Genomic DNA, 15,147 nt, shown 5'->3' on the forward strand with positions numbered 1-15,147 from the left:
ATCAAAAAACTATGAGCTACCAGGTAGACCTGACCAATTGCGACAGAGAACCAATACATATCCCGGGAAAGATCCAATCGCACGGTTTCTTGATCGCTGTAAACAGCAAATCTTACAATATTTCCTACATCAGTCAAAACGTTGAAAGCTATACCGGTATCAACGCAATCGGACTCTTAGGCAAAAATATTAGCGAACTGGAAGAACAATTAGCCATAGCAAATGATACCGCGTCATTGCAGCAGTTGTTAAAGTTGGCTAAGGGTGCAAAAAGTTCAGACACCATCAATCCGCTGGCTATTGATGTAAAGGGAACTAATTACAATCTTATCATCAGTCACTCGGTAAATGATCTGGTACTGGAGTTTGAGCCAACCGAATCAGATCTGGGTGGTGACATTCAAAAAACTATAGGCCGTTCGGTAGCCGAGATCCTGAGTGGTAAAAGCTTATCCCTTCTACTGCAAAAGGCTGCTTCTGAAATAAAAAAGATCATCAATTATGACCGGGTAATGATCTATAAATTTAACGAGGATGGTCACGGCGAAGTAACCGCCGAAGTGAAGAACGATGACCTGGAGCCGTTTTTAGGCCTGCATTATCCGGCTTCAGATATTCCTAAACAAGCCCGCGAGCTTTATAAGATCAATCTTACCCGTATTATAGCCGATGTAAATTCAGAAAGCTCGGCTATTATTACCTATGAGGAGGGAGCCGCACCGCTTGACCTTACCCATTCGGTATTGAGGGCAGTGTCGCCTATCCATATCCAATATTTAAAAAATATGGGCGTCGACTCGAGCTTCAGTATCTCGCTTATTGCCCATGGCGAACTTTGGGGACTTATCGCCTGCCATAATTATTCGCCAAGGTTTATCGACTATAAATCGCGTGATGCATCGAAACTGATCGGTCAGATCCTTTCATCAGCATTAGAGTACCGCCAGGATGAGGAAGAATTGGCAAAACTTCATGAACTGGGCGAAGCTGCCAATACCATTGCCGATTATATCAAAAAGGACACTGATTTTACTTTCGCCTTAACCCGCAATAAAGTTACTATCAAAGATGTTACCACGGCTACGGGTGTGGCGCTGGTGTACGATGGAGAGATAACTACCATTGGCCAGACACCCACCGAAGAACAAATAGCCGAGATAGTTGATTGGCTTAAGGTAAATATGGTTGATACCATTTACAGCACTTACCGTTTCCCCGAAATATATCTGGCGGCCAAAAATTACAGCGATGTTGCCAGCGGTATTTTATCTTGCAGCCTATCGCGCGAGCTTGGGGAGATGATCATTTGGTTTAAACCCGAGCAGGTAAAAGCTATCAACTGGGCGGGCAATCCGGAAAAGCCTGTTGAAGAAACTGCCGACGGCCTGTTGCAGCTCTCGCCACGAAAATCGTTTGAAAGCTGGACACAAATTGTTAAAAACACATCCGAAAAGTGGAAGCATGATGAGATCGCCGCGGTTTTAAAGGTTCGTGAAGATGTTATTTATGCCATCAACCGCAAAGCCAACGAAATCAGGATCCTGAATGAACGTTTGCAATTGGCCTATGATGAGCTAGATACCTTCAGCTATACCATATCGCATGATCTACGCACCCCGCTATCATCAATAAAAAATTACTCGGAGCTATTGCTGGCCAGTAATAAAAGCCTGGATGATTCGGCAAAAAAAATGCTCGAAAGGATCGTCAAGGGCACCGATAAAATGCACATGCTCATTAAAGAGATCCTGCATTATTCGCGCGTGGGCCGTACTGACATAGAGGCCGCCCCAATTGATATGGGCCTGTTACTAAATGAAATTAAAAGGGAAGTACTATCGGCCCTTAAGCCCGAAAGCATTGAATTTACCATTGGAGATACCCCAGGTATTGACGGCGACAGTGTAATGATAACGCAGGTTTTCACCAACCTGATTAACAATGCTGTTAAATACTCTTCAAAATCAACGCCATCAAAAGTTAAGGTTGAGGGGATAGTTAGAAACAACGAGATCGTTTATTCGGTATCCGACAATGGTGTTGGTATCGACGTAAACTATTATAACCGCGTGTTTGAACTATTTAAACGCATGGATAACGCGCTCGAATTTGAGGGCACAGGCGTTGGCCTGGCCATTGTAAAACGCATTGTTGAAAAACACAAAGCGCGAATTTGGTTTGAGAGCAAATTAGGATTTGGCACAGTTTTTTATATATCTTTTAAAATTAGTTAGTTGTGAGTTCGCCTGATATTTTTTATGTTGAAGATGACGAAGATTTTGCATTCATAATGCAGCATGCCGTACGCGAAGTGAAAGACGGGCTTACGGTAAAGATCATTGATAATGGGAAGGATGCGCTTGAGCAGTTAAAACAGCTTACCGAAGCAAGAGTAAAACCGAAACTTATACTGCTCGACCTTAACCTGCCCGGGCTTTCGGGGCTCGACCTGGTAAAACGCATTCGTGAAATATCGTTTTTAAAATATGTTCCGGTGATATTCTTTTCAACGTCCGACAATCCAAAAGACGTTAAAGCATCACTTGAATTTGGCGCTAATGCTTATTTAACCAAGCCTGCGGGCTATTTAAACCTGGTAAATTGCGTTGAATCACTTTATAATTTTTGGTTCACTAAAAATCTGAATGTCAATTAAAACGCTGAAAAAAATATTAGTCATCGAGGATGATGGGGATATAGCCGATATTATGGGCATCGCATTATGCGATAAATATGAGGTTGAAGTAAAACGCGACGGCTACGAGGTTGTAGCGCAAATTGAACGCTTCTCTCCTGATTTGATCATACTCGATAACTATATTGGCCAGCGCCAGGCCCGTGAAATAATCAAAGAGATCCATGAGGTTGATGACCACAGAACTATACCTTTTGTATTATTTTCAGGCCATGACAACATTATGCAGCTTGCTGAAAATCTTAATGCTACATCTTACCTCGCAAAACCATTTGCACTTGACGAACTTTATAAGTGTATTGACGGTATTTTAGCGGCGTAAAAACGCACACCTATGCTTCATGAAAAAATAAAACAAGCCACAGCACACCTGCATGATCAGCTTGAACAAAAAATGTTTACCGGTCAGATCATGGATGGCTCATTTACCTTTAAACAATATCAAACCATACTGACAGTAAACTACGCTACGCACCTGGCGGTAGAAGATTTTTTATTTAACAATCTCAGCGATGAATTATGTCAAAAACTGAATATCGAAGCCAGGATAAAATTACCAGCGCTGCTTCGTGACCTTGAGGAGATTAACTCATCTGTAAGCAGCAGTTTGCCGGAAGCCCCCGAATATATTGACTTAAACAGTGACGCATCCATTCTTGGTGCAATGTATGTATTGGAAGGGGCAACACTTGGGGGCAACGTAATAGCAAAACGCCTAAAAACTAACGGGCAGTTGTTACCATACAATCTGAGTTATCACTATTACCAGGTTTACGGCGACCAGCTTGGCTCAAAATGGAAACAGTTTTTAGAGGTGCTTAACGCGATACCGGAGAATGAACATGAAGCAGCCATAAAAAATGCGGTGAACTTGTTTGAACACATGGCAACTACTGAAGTAGCAAGTACTACAGTAATACTTGTACCGCCGGAAGTATAGTTAAAAAACATGTCATTGCGAGGAGGGACGACGAAGCAATCGCATGGAAGCAGGGTCGCCCTGTATAGCAAGCGATTGCCGCGCTTCACTCGCAATGACATAAAATATTCGAAAATCTTAATCCAGCGCATCTGCTGTATCCTTCTCTCCAATCTGCTGACGCCACATGGCGTAATACAAACCTTTTTGGGCTATCAGATCGGCATGTTTACCGCCTTCAATAATGCGGCCTTTTTCCAGCACATAAATACTATCAGCATGCATAATGGTTGATAAACGGTGAGCGATCAGGATAGTAATATGGTTTTCCTTTTCGGATACATTACGGATGGTTTCTGTAATCTCCTCTTCGGTGATAGAATCGAGGGATGACGTAGCTTCGTCAAATACCAGAATATCCGGTCTGCGTAATAGAGCTCGCGCTATAGACAGACGCTGTTTTTCACCACCCGATACTTTTACACCGCCTTCACCAATTACAGTGCTCAAACCTTTATCGGCCCGCGCCAGTAAGGTTTGGCAGGCTGCACGCTGTAACACATCCATACATTCTTCATCAGTAGCTCCGGGGCGAACGAACTGCAGGTTCTCGCGGATGGTACCTGAAAACAGTTGTGTATCCTGGGTTACAAAACCAATTTTCTCACGGAGCTGATCAAGGTCTATTTCTTTACTTAATGTGCCGTTGTATAAAATATCTCCCTGCAAAGGCTGATATAAACCAACCAATAATTTAACCAGTGTAGTTTTACCCGAACCTGACGGACCAACAAACGCTATCGTTTCGCCCGAATTAGTTTCGAAGCTGATATGGTTAAGGGCATTACGATTGGCTGTTAAATGCTTAAAGGTAACATCGTTAAAAGTGAGGGTTTCTACCTTTTCAAGCAGCACCGGTTTTTCTGGCTTTTTATCGATAGGAATGCTTAATATCCTGTTGAAGTTACCAAGGGAAACCTCAGCTTCACGCCAGGAAAGGATTACGTTGCCTAACTCCTGCAAGGGATTAAATAAGAAGAATGAGTAAAATAAAAAGCTGAAATATTGGCCCGGAGAGATAGTGCTTTTAAAAATGAGCATCAGCAGAACCACCACCATCACACTGCGCACAAAGTTTACTGTAGTGCCCTGTACAAAGCTCATGCTGCGTACATACTTCACTTTTTTCAGTTCCAGGTCGAGGATTTTGTAAGTGGTATTATTCAACCTTGCTATTTCCTGTTTTGCCAAACCCAAACTTTTTACAAGCTCGATATTCCTTAGCGATTCGGTTGTTGAACCTGCCAGCGCTGTTGTTTCGGCTACAATTGTCTTTTGGATTTTTTTGATCCTACGACTCATGGCCATACTCACAAAAGTAATGACAGGTATCGCAGCGAAATATACCAGGGTAACTTTATAGCTTACGCTTACTGAGTAAACGATAACAAATACCATCCCGATAAGCGACACAAAAAGGATCCCGATAAAGGAGGTAATAAACTTTTCGCAATCTAAACGTACCTTTTGCAATATGCCTAAAGTTTCGCCGCTCCGCTGGTCTTCAAATACCTGGTAGGGCAACTCAAGCGAGTGCTTTAAACCATCGGCATACATTTCGGCCCCAACTTTTTGAGTAATGATATTGGTAAAATAATCCTGGAAGTTTTTAGCTATACGCGATACCATGGCAACACCAATAGCAGCGCCAACCAGCATCAGCACCTGGTTAAGGTATGCGTCATATTGTAGCTTACTGCGTTGTTCAATAACACGGTCAACAATACGCCCCGTTATCCATGGGTCGAGCAGTGAGAAGCCTATATTCATAGCCGCCAGGAAAAGTGCGAATACAACTATCCAGCGGTGTTTTTTTAAGTAAGAGATTAATACATTCATGTTTCAACGGCAAACATAAAAAAAGGGAATGGCTAAGTAGCTCATTCCCTTTTAATTTGACACAAGGTTAATATTAAACCGTCATGATATCTTTTTCTTTAGCTTCTGAAAGCTGATCAACTTTAGCAATGTAAGCATCAGTAAGTTTTTGAACTTCAGCTTCGCCTGTTTTTATCTCGTCTTCAGAAACACCTTCTGATTTTAATTTTTTGATCTTTTCGTTAGCATCTTTACGTATGTTACGAACAGCCACCTTACCGGTCTCAGCCTCGGCTTTAGCTTTTTTAACCAAATCACGGCGGCGCTCTTCGGTAAGCGGCGGTACATTAATACGGATAATGATACCATCGTTTTGAGGGTTAACACCTAAATTAGCTTCTTTAATGGCTTTTTCAATAGGATTTAACAATGATTTTTCCCATGGCTGAACAACAATGGTACGGGCATCAGGGGTGTTAACACTACCTATCTGGCTTAGTGGTGTTGGGGTACCATAGTAATCAACCCTGATATCGTCAAGTAATGAAGGGCTTGCCTTACCTGCACGTATTTTATTTAATTCGCTATCTGCATGGTCAATGGCCTTTTCCATCAAGGCCTTTGCATCGTTCACTTGTTTTTTAATGAGTTCGCTCATCGGTTTTTAAATTTTCCACAAAAGTAATAAAATCTATCAGTTTATGGCTTTGGTATTTGGGTTCAATTCAAAAGCATTTAACATTTAATAACATTATTTAACATTTAAATATTATTGAATGATAGGTATATTAGTATAAAATAGTATCACCATGAAAAAAACCTTCATCCTTGCCGCTATCGTAGTCTGTGCAGGCCAGCTTAAAGCACAAAACCTCAATAAGGCACCTAAAAACAATAACACTGTCGATAAACTTTTTAATTTGAAACCATTACAGGTTGACAGCAACTTGTCTAAACTAATCCCGGTACTTCCGAAAAACGGACTTTTAAATGATAACAATACACTACTGAACACCCGCGAACTTGTAGACAATGTAACCGTATACAGCCGGATGCCTGTAGTTAAAACTTACCCAAACGACAATATGCCGATTGTTAAAACAGATGAGCCGGGGGTGAAATACCATATGCTCATTAAAAGAATAGATGTTGTTAATCCGGATACTGCCGGGGTAAAAAAGGAAAAAGTTACTCCGTAGCCAGCTCGTCTGGCAGTAGTTCGCCGTCTCCTTTATACTTCACTTTTTCGCGCTTTTCAACCACCTGTTCAAAGCTCTTTTCATAATCGGGATGATTAGTGCCCATTAACCTGTCCCATATGTTGAAATATAAACCATAATTGCATTTTACCAATCGGTGGTGCATGTTATGATGCGTTGAAGTATTGTGCCATTTAAACAGTTTATGCGTAGTAAACCCCTGGGGAAAAAGCTCATAGCCCAGATGACCGGTCACGTTTAATAGCAACGAATACAAAGAAAATATAGTGAGTGCTGTACCGTGATAAGGAATAGTAAAGGCGATGAGCGGTACAATGCCAATCTCTACTACGGCCTCCAGCGGATGGAAAGCATAAGCGGCAAATGGTGTCGGATTAGTTGACAAATGATGCGTTTTGTGCATCAGCTTAAACAAAGGCTTCCAGTGCATAACCCTGTGTGTCCAGTAAAAGTAGGTATCGTGCATCAGGATCATCAGCCCTATACTCAAAAAATAATAAGGATATCCTTTATCGCTGATATTTAAATAGATCCTTGTTAAATGCTGCTTACTGGCATAGATCACCAGCATGATCACCGCACCAAATATCAATATGGTGAAGAATGAATAAACAATTTCCCTAACGACGTGCTTATTTGCGGGATAGCGTTGCTGAATTTTTGCATACCAGTAAGCTCTTTTTCGCCACACATAGAAAAACAGGTAAAACGCACCGGCAAATACAAGATAGCGCACTGCTATAGAAAGCAGAACCCGGGAGATCTCTGTTATTTTATCGATGGAGGGATGCACTGGCATTGATTAGATAATGTCAATTATCGGTTCATAATAATATGCTATCCTTTTGCTGTATAAGGCACAGGCCAGCTGCGCACTGACAACCACACAAGACTTTCGCCAATTGACATCAAAATAAATCTCCATTCAGGGAACGACAATGTAAATATCATCTACAAATCCATTTTTAAATTCTATAAGCAATGATTCAGTCTGGATACCTGTATAATCCATACGCTTAATATCTAAACACTGTGTCCCGCCTTCAACAAAATATCCCATAACGTTTTTATTCTCTCCATTAGGTCTGCCTAATAAACTCACTACCTGGGCTCTATTCAGATTAATCAAGTTTTGCTTATTACTAATAAGTATTTTAACTAATTCTGGGCGTTGATCATTACAACTTAACCTATCTTTTTTCCATTTGCGGCTATTAAACCCTTTAATTCTTATAACATGATTATGGTTTATAACTGTTTTTTTAGTTGAACAAGATGTAAAAACAAGAAAAGCAATTACAAGTAAAGACACCTTAATATGATACATTTTTGTTTTTCCCTTCCTCAAACTGCATGTATAGGCTTTCCTCCAACCTCAAAAATCCTTATTTAAAACTTTTTCCAGCTCCGCAAAACTGATATTCATTTTAATCCGGCCTTGTTTGGCATACGAGATCTCACCGGTTTCTTCAGATACAATGATCGCCGTGGCCTCATTTGCCTCTGTAACACCAATACCTGCCCTGTGGCGCAGGCCGAACTGCGCCGGCAGATCAGTTTTTTCGGTAAGCGGCAAAATACAACTTGCCGATTTAATCTTATTCTCCGAAATCACCACCGCACCATCGTGCAGCGGACTGGTTTTTTGAAAAATGCTTTCCAACAATCGCTTTGAAATTTTGGCCTCCACCACCTCGCAACTGTTTTGATAAAACTGTTCGTCATAATACTTGGCGAAAACAATAAGCGCCCCGGTGCGGGTTTGCTTCAGGCTTTTGCAGGCATCAATTATTGGCTTGATCCTGGCGTAATTATTTTTCTCAACTTCCGATTTTCCGAAGAAATATTGCCACCAGGCTTTATTGCGTTGGAGCGAAGCATTTTTACCTACCAGTAATAAAAATCGCCTTACTTCCTGTTGAAAAACCACGATAATGGCAATGATCCCCACATCAACAAATTTGCCCAGGATAATGGTAAGCAGCTTCATATCCAAAGCCTTCACCACAAAATTGAGGGCAAAGATCACTGCAAACCCAATGAAGATATTAGCTGCAATGGTTCCCCTGATAAGGTTATACAACTGGTAAATGATCAAAGCCACCAGCAATACATCAAGAATAGAAAAGAAACCTATTTTGGGGAAGAGGGATTGTATGGACTGCATTTACGAAGTTAATAAGTTTACCCGAACATAAACGCCGAAAGAGCAGTAATTATGATGTGCTACTCTTGAACACCGGTCATTTTACATACGCGTTTTATTATTTCAGGGGAATGTATGGCCCTCCCGGCACGCCCCAGCCCCATTTCGGCATAGGCGTATCCGGGCTTTCTGTAGTATTATCTGTTTGGGAGTTCAGCATTGCTATCCGCGTACCCCACTCAAGGTAAGCCATAAAAGCTGAGCGAAATTCCGGATCATCGGGCAGTGACAGTTCATCAGCAGTTTGCAGCAACAGTTCAATCCAGCGCTTGCGGTGCGTTTCGGTTAAATGCTTTTGCAAATGTTTATTAATCATGGCATAATGGTTGCCTTCAGTTTCGCTATAGGTTTTTGGGCCGCCAAAAACTTCACTTACAAAATGCGCCACATGCATCCGGTGTTGGGGCGACATATGCTTAAATACAGGTTCCAACAGTTCATCGTCCAAAACCTTATCATAAAACTTGTTGAAAAGCAGTTCAAAAGCAGGTGTACCACCCGCCCATTCAAACAATGTAGGGATTGTAGCTGTCATAAGTGTAAAAACCGGTTGTGATAAAGATAGGGAGTGCATCTTTAAAAAACCAGTTATTTATACGCAGCAATAAAATTGATTATTTGTCCCGTTCGGTAGTAAACCTAACCAGTTGCTCCAGCCCGCGGTGCGAATCACTGTCGGGAAAAGTGTTCAGGATTTCGAAAGCCTCCTCCTGATACTTTTTCATCTGGGTTTCGGCGTATTGTAAGCCCCCGGTATCCTTCACAAATTTGATGATCTCAGCAATCTTTTTAGGGTCTTCATTATGGTTCTTCACCAGGTTGATCACCCTCTTTTTTTCTGAACTGCTGCAATTGGCCAGGGCGTAAATAAGCGGCAGGGTAACTTTTTTTTCTTTGATATCGATACCTAACGGCTTACCCACATCATCAGTTCCGAAATCAAACATATCATCCTTGATCTGGAACGCGATGCCTATTTTCTCGCCAAAGAGGCGCATTTTTTCAATCACCTCGTCACTGGCCCCTGCCGACGCAGCACCGCAGGCGCAGCAGGATGCAATAAGCGAAGCGGTTTTCTGCCTGATCACCTCATAATAAACCGGTTCGCCAATATCCATACGGCGTACCTTTTCAATTTGCATTAGTTCCCCCTCACTCATTTGCTTAACCGCGTCAGATACGATGCGTAACAATTGGAAGTCGTTATTATCTATAGAAAGCAGCAAACCTTTTGAAAGCAGGTAATCGCCTACCAAAACGGCTATCTTATTTTTCCATAAAGCATTGATAGAGAAAAAGCCGCGGCGCTGATAGGAGTTATCAACCACATCATCGTGCACAAGAGATGCTGTATGCAACAGTTCAACCAGTGCCGCCCCGCGGTGCGTAGCCTCATTGATGCCCCCGCAAATACTGGCCGAAAAGAACACGAACATGGGGCGGATCTGCTTGCCTTTACGCTTTACAATATAATGCGTGATGCGGTCAAGCAGCGGAACGGAACTTTTCATTGAGTTCCTGAATTTCTCCTCAAACGCATCAATATCAGCAGCAATAGGTTTTTTAATGTCGTTGATGCTCAGCATTGCAACCAAAACAGTATTTTATGTTAACCACCGCCATGTGACAGTGCGGAGCAAACATAAGCTAAAATTATGTATCTGCATTGCAGCCTAATATTTTTTACTCAAATTAAACCAAAGCACACCATAACTGTCATACTTGCGCGAGTGCAATTTTTATAAGTAGAGTTAAGTTTTTGTGAAAGCGAAGCTGGTTAAAACGGGCTTCGCTTTTTTATTGATAGTAAGGGCAAATATTTTACCTTTGCAATCCGCATTTACTCGGAGAGGTGTCTGAGTGGTCGAAAGAGCACGCCTGGAAAGTGTGTATACTCCAAAAGGGTATCGAGGGTTCGAATCCCTCCCTCTCCGCTTAGAGGGATTTTGTCATGAAAATCCCTCTTTTTTTGGAAAATTAAAAAACCTTCATCTCTCATTTCCAGATATTTACGAGCAAACAGCGGCAGCATTGTAGGGGTTTGATATATGCCATTTTCATAGTACAAATTGCTGTCAAACACCTGCTTTACGAACTCCCGCTTGTTTAACGTATCTGCCTGCTCATACACAAATTTCATATCCGTCAGCAGATCAAGGTTCTTGTTCAAGATATCGAAGGCACAATCCTGGCCATTATTGATACGCTCCATCACGCCTTTTATACCGATTATATTCCCCGAGTAAGTACCGTACCATCGTTCATAGGTATCTTTCGCAATATCGCCCCTGATCCACTTTTCTTCTACCGCAAACAACAGTTCTTCCTCCTTACGCAATTCGATACGTTTTGAGGCCAGTACCGCCTTATTCTCTTTCAACTCCGCACTCATAGCTATCTCAGAAAACTGCTTGATCTCACGCTTCTCTATATCGCTTAAACTCATCAGTTCACAGGCTCCCAGGAACTGTTTTGTTGATTTAACCACACTGATCGTGTTGTGGCCAGAATGCCTGCATTTGTAATAATAGAACAAGCGTCCTGATTTACCTTTCACCGGCCCGCCGGTAACCGGATTTCCGCAATGGCATTTCAACAATCCCCTCAAAGGCACTTCGTCATCTACAGTAACCTTAAGCTTTTCAGGCTTTTTCATTTTATTCTGTACCATCTGCCAGTCCAGTTTATTCACGATCGCCTCGTGCCTGGCCGGAAATAATCCGGCCGGATACTCCTTGAAGGCATTCGCATGAAGCAATCCGCTATACGCCGGATTTGCCAGTACCCGTTCGATGGCCATGTTGCCACCACGGTCGAAACCCATCTCCCGCGCTTGTTGCTTGATTACATACAACGGGACATCGCCCAAATAGGCCTGGTAAATGTAACGGACAATCTTAGCCTCTGTAGGTTCCACGACAATCGTCCTGTTTTTGTTCTCACCTGCCAAGCGATACCCAAAAGGCGCGTTTTTGTAAACAAAACGGCCTTCTTTTGCTTTTGCCGTATAAATCCCGCCCCTGACCTTAATACTCCGGTTGATATTGTCCTCTTCGGCCAGCAATAACTGGAGGCCGGTACGGAAATAGCTGCCGGGCGTATCGTAGTCAAAAGTGATACCTTCGGTGACGCTGACGATCTGTATATTATACAACCGCTGCAAGTTTTTAACCATACTCATTGCCTCACCCGCATCACGGCTGAAGCGATCCAACTGGTCAACCAGCAGGTAATCCACCTGCTTATGGTATTTGGTAATAAATTCCTGAAGTTTGATAAAATCCGGCCGGTCAAAAGTTTTTTTGGTCTTTGCCATTATCTCTTGTTTGCTGGGTTAATGTTACGTCGAAGCCGTCCTTGTAAAACATTTCTCCCACCAACTCTTCAAATTGCCTAGGGGTTATTTGATGAAGTAATGCCGGTTTATTTTTGATCAATTTGAGGATATTGACATTAATCTTGCTGATATCTGTGATGATCTCGGGTGTATCTATTCTAAAGGTATGTTTGCTGATTTCCAGAATTTCCTCAACATCGTCTTTATAAATAATTTCATTGTCAATTAAACGAGCGATATCCGCTGACGACAAATTTGCGCTGTTCATCAAGGCTATGATATTCAATTGTGCTTGTGGACTGAGTTTGACACAATCAGCAATTCTTTCTCGTTTCACAGCCTCGCCTAACGACTCGATGAGTTGGTTTGTATTAAAGGTGATCAAACTTATAGCTTGCAATTTTGGATCCTCCTCCAAATGAATGCGAAAAAATGAACTGACAAAATTTTGAAGGTTAGTCAGACGGGAAACGGCTAATATCTTTACATTCAATTTTTGGAATTCGTCAACAACCAGTTTCATGACCTGGGTTTCATATAGTAAAAAACATCATCGATCTCATCGATGCCATCAATGATGGCTAAAACTTCTCTCTCTGCATACTTTTTGGATGTAAAGAAGGATTCTTCTATATCCAGAATACTGAACTCTAACGCATTTATATAAATTACACGTTTAAATTGCAAGGGATTCGCCACCTGATAGGCTTTAGCTAACTCAGTTTTACCAATCCTTGGTTTGCCCGCCACTAAGACATGGTCGTATTGCAATAAAGCTTTAGAAATTAAGTCAATATTGTATCCAAAGTTCATCTCTTACAATCTGATTGTTTCGGTTTTCAATTTAACATTATTTTTTGGCCTTAACCCAAATCGTGCTTGTCACCCAAATCAGGTATTTGAACTGAGTAAATGATGCAGTGATATAAGCGTCAGGAGAGTTTAGAGCACTGTAGAAGAAAAAAACATTATCTAGATCAGTGTCAATCTTGTTCCCAAATTATTGGAATAGTAAAGCCCGGTTTAACTAGTGGAAAATTGCCTTCACTAAAATTGGCTCTTCAATTAACTGGTTATTATGCGTTGCAAAATTAATCAAAACCGGACCGACAGTAGTAATATCATTTTATAGATAGGATTGTGAGTTGGAATGTGTATACAACGATTTCATCAATAAAGCGCTCGGGATAATCTGCGAGTGTAACACCGCCTTATAGTCCAAAACAGCTTTGATAGCAGTTCGAAGATTTTTCGGGTTTATGATTATCTGTTAACCATGGGTATAATAAACGAATAATAGCAGTTTTACATTTCTTTACATATTACAGGTTAATTGACTAAGACACTCGTGACCTGGCTGATGGCTGGGTTCTGCTGCAGGGCAATAATGATCTTGACGATTCCTTTATAAGCGGAGTTCCCGGTGGTGAAATTAACAGTCGCTGCGCCGTTGGCGTCGGATGCAGTGCCGTTACTGAACACCCCGATCTGGTTACCGCCGCTATCGGTTGCGCTGTAAACGAATTGGTAGCCAGCTGCAGGTTTGCCGATGTTTTTTTGCAGGCTAATACTAATGGCTAAGTTATTGCCGAAGCCAGAACTCACTGAAGGGTTATTGCTTAGAAGCATGTTGTCAGGTACGGAGCGGGTAAAATTAACGGTCAGGCTGCGAGTTACGCTACCGCTAGCCATGGTGACATGCACCGGCCCTTCTACTGATTTTTTTAAGTAAACAGTGGCATTGCCGGCTGCGTCAGCAGTAGCTGTGGCTGTTGGGTTACCGTTGCTGTACGTCGCGCTGTTATCGGCTGTAAAAGTGACGGTTTGGGCAGACAAAGGCAGTTTTTTATTTACGGCGGCGGTCAGGACCATAGTGCTCACGCCATCGGCCATAACGTTATCGGTAAATGAGGCAATAGTGAATACGTTATCGGCGGTGGGAGCGACAAAATTAACTGTCAGATTGCGGCTAACCCCAAGGCCGGTCATGGTGACATGGACGGAGCCTTCGGTGGCTTTCTTCAGATAGGCAATCGCATTGCCTGCTCCGTCTGCGGTTATGGTCATGGTGCCGGTATTATTGCTGAAGGTCGCGCTGTTGTCGGCAGTAAAGGTGATGACCTGGGACGCAACGGGCAGTTTTTTATTGACGGCGGCGGTTAGGGTCATGGTGCTGACGCCATCGGCGATAGTATTATCGGTAAAAGGGGCTATGGTAAAGACGTTGTCGGCATTGGGCGCGACAAAAGTAACAGTAAGGTTACGGGTAACGCCGAGGTCGGCCATGGTCACATGGACAGGGCCTTCCGTTGCTTTTTTCAGGTAAGCTATGGCGTTACCTGAACCATCTGCCGAAACGGTAATGGTAGGGGTATTGTTGCTGAAGGTTGCGCCGTTATCTGCGGTGAACACGACCGATTGAGCGGATGTAGGCAGGCTTTTGTTGATGGCGGCGGTCAGTACCATTGTGGTGGTCCCGTCTGCGGCGACATTATCGGTAAAGGCTGCCACTGTAAAGATATTGTCGGCTGCCGGAGTGGTAAAATTTACCGTTTTTACAGCAGTATATTTGGTGGCTACTGCGGCTTTGATCGTCGCTGTTCCGGTAAGGGCGCTTTTGATACTGGCGGTGGCATTGCCGGAAGCGTCAGCGCTGACGGTAATCGTCGCGCTGTTGCTGTTCACAAATGTGCCGAGGTCCGTGGTAAATGTTACCTGCGTCTGGGGATCCGAATCTGGGGGAAGCACGGCAGTGATGGCCAGCGTTGTAAGGTTATCCGCAGGCGAGCTTTCCGGGTCAGGCTTAGAGAAGTGTATGACCAGGGTGGCGTTCAGTGGATCTTTCTTACAGCTGCCGGTGCTTAGCAGCAGAAAGGCCAGGAAAAGCAGGGT

Annotated in this window: 15 protein-coding genes, 1 tRNA gene and 1 pseudogene; 6 read left to right on the top strand and 11 right to left on the bottom strand. The window is 42.7% G+C overall.

Annotation, left to right across the window (positions count from 1 at the left end):
- Positions 1-11 precede the first annotated feature (11 nt).
- Genes J3L18_RS20365 through J3L18_RS20380 form a run of 4 tightly spaced genes read left to right on the top strand, consistent with a single transcriptional unit; the run spans position 12 to position 3,635 of the window.
- On the top strand, positions 12-2,234 hold the full coding sequence (locus J3L18_RS20365) for an ATP-binding protein (RefSeq protein ID WP_129571621.1): 2,223 nt from the start codon (positions 12-14) through the stop codon (positions 2,232-2,234).
- 2 nt (positions 2,235-2,236) lie between these two features.
- Entirely contained in the window at positions 2,237-2,656 is a 420-nt protein-coding gene (locus tag J3L18_RS20370) for a response regulator (RefSeq protein WP_091175513.1), read from the top strand.
- Complete coding sequence (locus tag J3L18_RS20375) at positions 2,646-3,017, top strand: response regulator (protein WP_091175516.1); 372 nt, start codon at positions 2,646-2,648, stop codon at positions 3,015-3,017. Before J3L18_RS20370 ends, J3L18_RS20375 begins: the two co-directional genes overlap by 11 nt.
- A 12-nt stretch (positions 3,018-3,029) precedes the next feature.
- A complete protein-coding gene (locus tag J3L18_RS20380) occupies positions 3,030-3,635 on the top strand; it encodes a biliverdin-producing heme oxygenase (RefSeq protein WP_129571620.1) in 606 nt (201 codons plus the stop codon).
- A 117-nt stretch (positions 3,636-3,752) separates the two neighbouring features.
- Here the strand turns inward: J3L18_RS20380 and J3L18_RS20385 are convergent, their stop codons facing one another.
- Together J3L18_RS20385 and frr are read right to left on the bottom strand one after the other, a co-directional pair.
- Complete coding sequence (locus tag J3L18_RS20385; RefSeq protein ID WP_129571619.1) at positions 3,753-5,513, bottom strand: ABC transporter ATP-binding protein; 1,761 nt, start codon at positions 5,511-5,513, stop codon at positions 3,753-3,755.
- Between the two features lie 73 nt (positions 5,514-5,586).
- The gene (frr, locus tag J3L18_RS20390) at positions 5,587-6,150 is read right to left on the bottom strand and encodes a ribosome recycling factor (RefSeq protein ID WP_090530830.1); all 564 of its coding nucleotides are present in this window, start codon (positions 6,148-6,150) and stop codon (positions 5,587-5,589) included.
- A gap of 151 nt (positions 6,151-6,301) precedes the next feature.
- Here frr and J3L18_RS20395 point away from each other — a divergent pair, with 151 nt between their 5' ends.
- Positions 6,302-6,691: a hypothetical protein gene (locus tag J3L18_RS20395; RefSeq protein WP_129571618.1), complete on the top strand. Its 390-nt coding sequence runs from the start codon at positions 6,302-6,304 to the stop codon at positions 6,689-6,691.
- On the opposite strand, the gene J3L18_RS20400 is transcribed toward J3L18_RS20395, so the two are convergent.
- The 5 genes from J3L18_RS20400 to J3L18_RS20420 all read right to left on the bottom strand — a co-directional run bounded on the left by J3L18_RS20400 (position 6,681) and on the right by J3L18_RS20420 (position 10,504).
- Positions 6,681-7,511: a sterol desaturase family protein gene (locus J3L18_RS20400; protein ID WP_129571617.1), complete on the bottom strand. Its 831-nt coding sequence runs from the start codon at positions 7,509-7,511 to the stop codon at positions 6,681-6,683. The two genes, J3L18_RS20395 and J3L18_RS20400, sit on opposite strands and share 11 nt — an antisense overlap.
- Before the next feature lie 126 nt (positions 7,512-7,637).
- On the bottom strand, positions 7,638-8,024 hold the full coding sequence (locus J3L18_RS20405; protein ID WP_129571616.1) for a hypothetical protein: 387 nt from the start codon (positions 8,022-8,024) through the stop codon (positions 7,638-7,640).
- Between the two features lie 63 nt (positions 8,025-8,087).
- On the bottom strand, positions 8,088-8,879 hold the full coding sequence (gene cdaA, locus J3L18_RS20410) for a diadenylate cyclase CdaA (protein WP_090530839.1): 792 nt from the start codon (positions 8,877-8,879) through the stop codon (positions 8,088-8,090).
- A 97-nt stretch (positions 8,880-8,976) separates the two neighbouring features.
- Positions 8,977-9,453, bottom strand: a complete 477-nt coding sequence (locus tag J3L18_RS20415) for a group II truncated hemoglobin (RefSeq protein WP_129571615.1) — start codon at positions 9,451-9,453, stop codon at positions 8,977-8,979.
- A gap of 79 nt (positions 9,454-9,532) precedes the next feature.
- A complete protein-coding gene (locus J3L18_RS20420) occupies positions 9,533-10,504 on the bottom strand; it encodes a polyprenyl synthetase family protein (RefSeq protein WP_090530846.1) in 972 nt (323 codons plus the stop codon).
- A 260-nt stretch (positions 10,505-10,764) separates the two neighbouring features.
- On the opposite strand from J3L18_RS20420, the gene J3L18_RS20425 reads away from it, so the two are divergent.
- Positions 10,765-10,852 (top strand) — tRNA-Ser (locus tag J3L18_RS20425).
- 725 nt (positions 10,853-11,577) lie between these two features.
- Here the strand turns inward: J3L18_RS20425 and J3L18_RS31110 are convergent.
- From J3L18_RS31110 to J3L18_RS20440, 4 genes and pseudogenes are all read right to left on the bottom strand, one after another.
- A pseudogene (locus J3L18_RS31110) lies at positions 11,578-12,234 on the bottom strand (recombinase family protein); the annotation flags it as partial.
- The gene (locus J3L18_RS20430) at positions 12,209-12,778 is read right to left on the bottom strand and encodes a restriction endonuclease (protein WP_129571614.1); all 570 of its coding nucleotides are present in this window, start codon (positions 12,776-12,778) and stop codon (positions 12,209-12,211) included. The gene J3L18_RS20430 and the pseudogene J3L18_RS31110, both read right to left, overlap by 26 nt.
- Complete coding sequence (locus tag J3L18_RS20435; RefSeq protein WP_129571613.1) at positions 12,775-13,068, bottom strand: P-loop NTPase family protein; 294 nt, start codon at positions 13,066-13,068, stop codon at positions 12,775-12,777. Before J3L18_RS20435 ends, J3L18_RS20430 begins: the two co-directional genes overlap by 4 nt.
- Positions 13,069-13,584: 516 nt before the next feature.
- Positions 13,585-14,940 carry a hypothetical protein gene (locus J3L18_RS20440; protein WP_189549473.1) on the bottom strand — a complete coding sequence of 452 codons (1,356 nt, stop codon included), beginning with the start codon at positions 14,938-14,940 and terminating at the stop codon, positions 13,585-13,587.
- Between the last annotated feature and the right edge of the window lie 207 nt (positions 14,941-15,147).

This window comes from Mucilaginibacter gossypii, from assembly GCF_017569325.2.
GTDB classification, from domain to species: Bacteria; Bacteroidota; Bacteroidia; order Sphingobacteriales; family Sphingobacteriaceae; genus Mucilaginibacter; species Mucilaginibacter gossypii.

Bases quoted from the DNA above. Each gene is read 5' to 3' on its own strand.
- J3L18_RS20415 (WP_129571615.1), bottom strand. From the start codon at position 9,453: ATGACAGCTACAATCCCTACATTGTTTGAATGGGCGGGTGGTACACCT.
- J3L18_RS20420 (WP_090530846.1), bottom strand. From the start codon at position 10,504: ATGCTGAGCATCAACGACATTAAAAAACCTATTGCTGCTGATATTGAT.
- J3L18_RS20400 (WP_129571617.1), bottom strand. From the start codon at position 7,511: ATGCCAGTGCATCCCTCCATCGATAAAATAACAGAGATCTCCCGGGTT.
- frr (WP_090530830.1), bottom strand. From the start codon at position 6,150: ATGAGCGAACTCATTAAAAAACAAGTGAACGATGCAAAGGCCTTGATG.
- J3L18_RS20365 (WP_129571621.1), top strand. From the start codon at position 12: ATGAGCTACCAGGTAGACCTGACCAATTGCGACAGAGAACCAATACAT.
- J3L18_RS20395 (WP_129571618.1), top strand. From the start codon at position 6,302: ATGAAAAAAACCTTCATCCTTGCCGCTATCGTAGTCTGTGCAGGCCAG.
- J3L18_RS20375 (WP_091175516.1), top strand. From the start codon at position 2,646: ATGTCAATTAAAACGCTGAAAAAAATATTAGTCATCGAGGATGATGGG.
- J3L18_RS20435 (WP_129571613.1), bottom strand. From the start codon at position 13,068: ATGAACTTTGGATACAATATTGACTTAATTTCTAAAGCTTTATTGCAA.
- J3L18_RS20380 (WP_129571620.1), top strand. From the start codon at position 3,030: ATGCTTCATGAAAAAATAAAACAAGCCACAGCACACCTGCATGATCAG.
- J3L18_RS20385 (WP_129571619.1), bottom strand. From the start codon at position 5,513: ATGAATGTATTAATCTCTTACTTAAAAAAACACCGCTGGATAGTTGTA.
- cdaA (WP_090530839.1), bottom strand. From the start codon at position 8,879: ATGCAGTCCATACAATCCCTCTTCCCCAAAATAGGTTTCTTTTCTATT.
- J3L18_RS20430 (WP_129571614.1), bottom strand. From the start codon at position 12,778: ATGAAACTGGTTGTTGACGAATTCCAAAAATTGAATGTAAAGATATTA.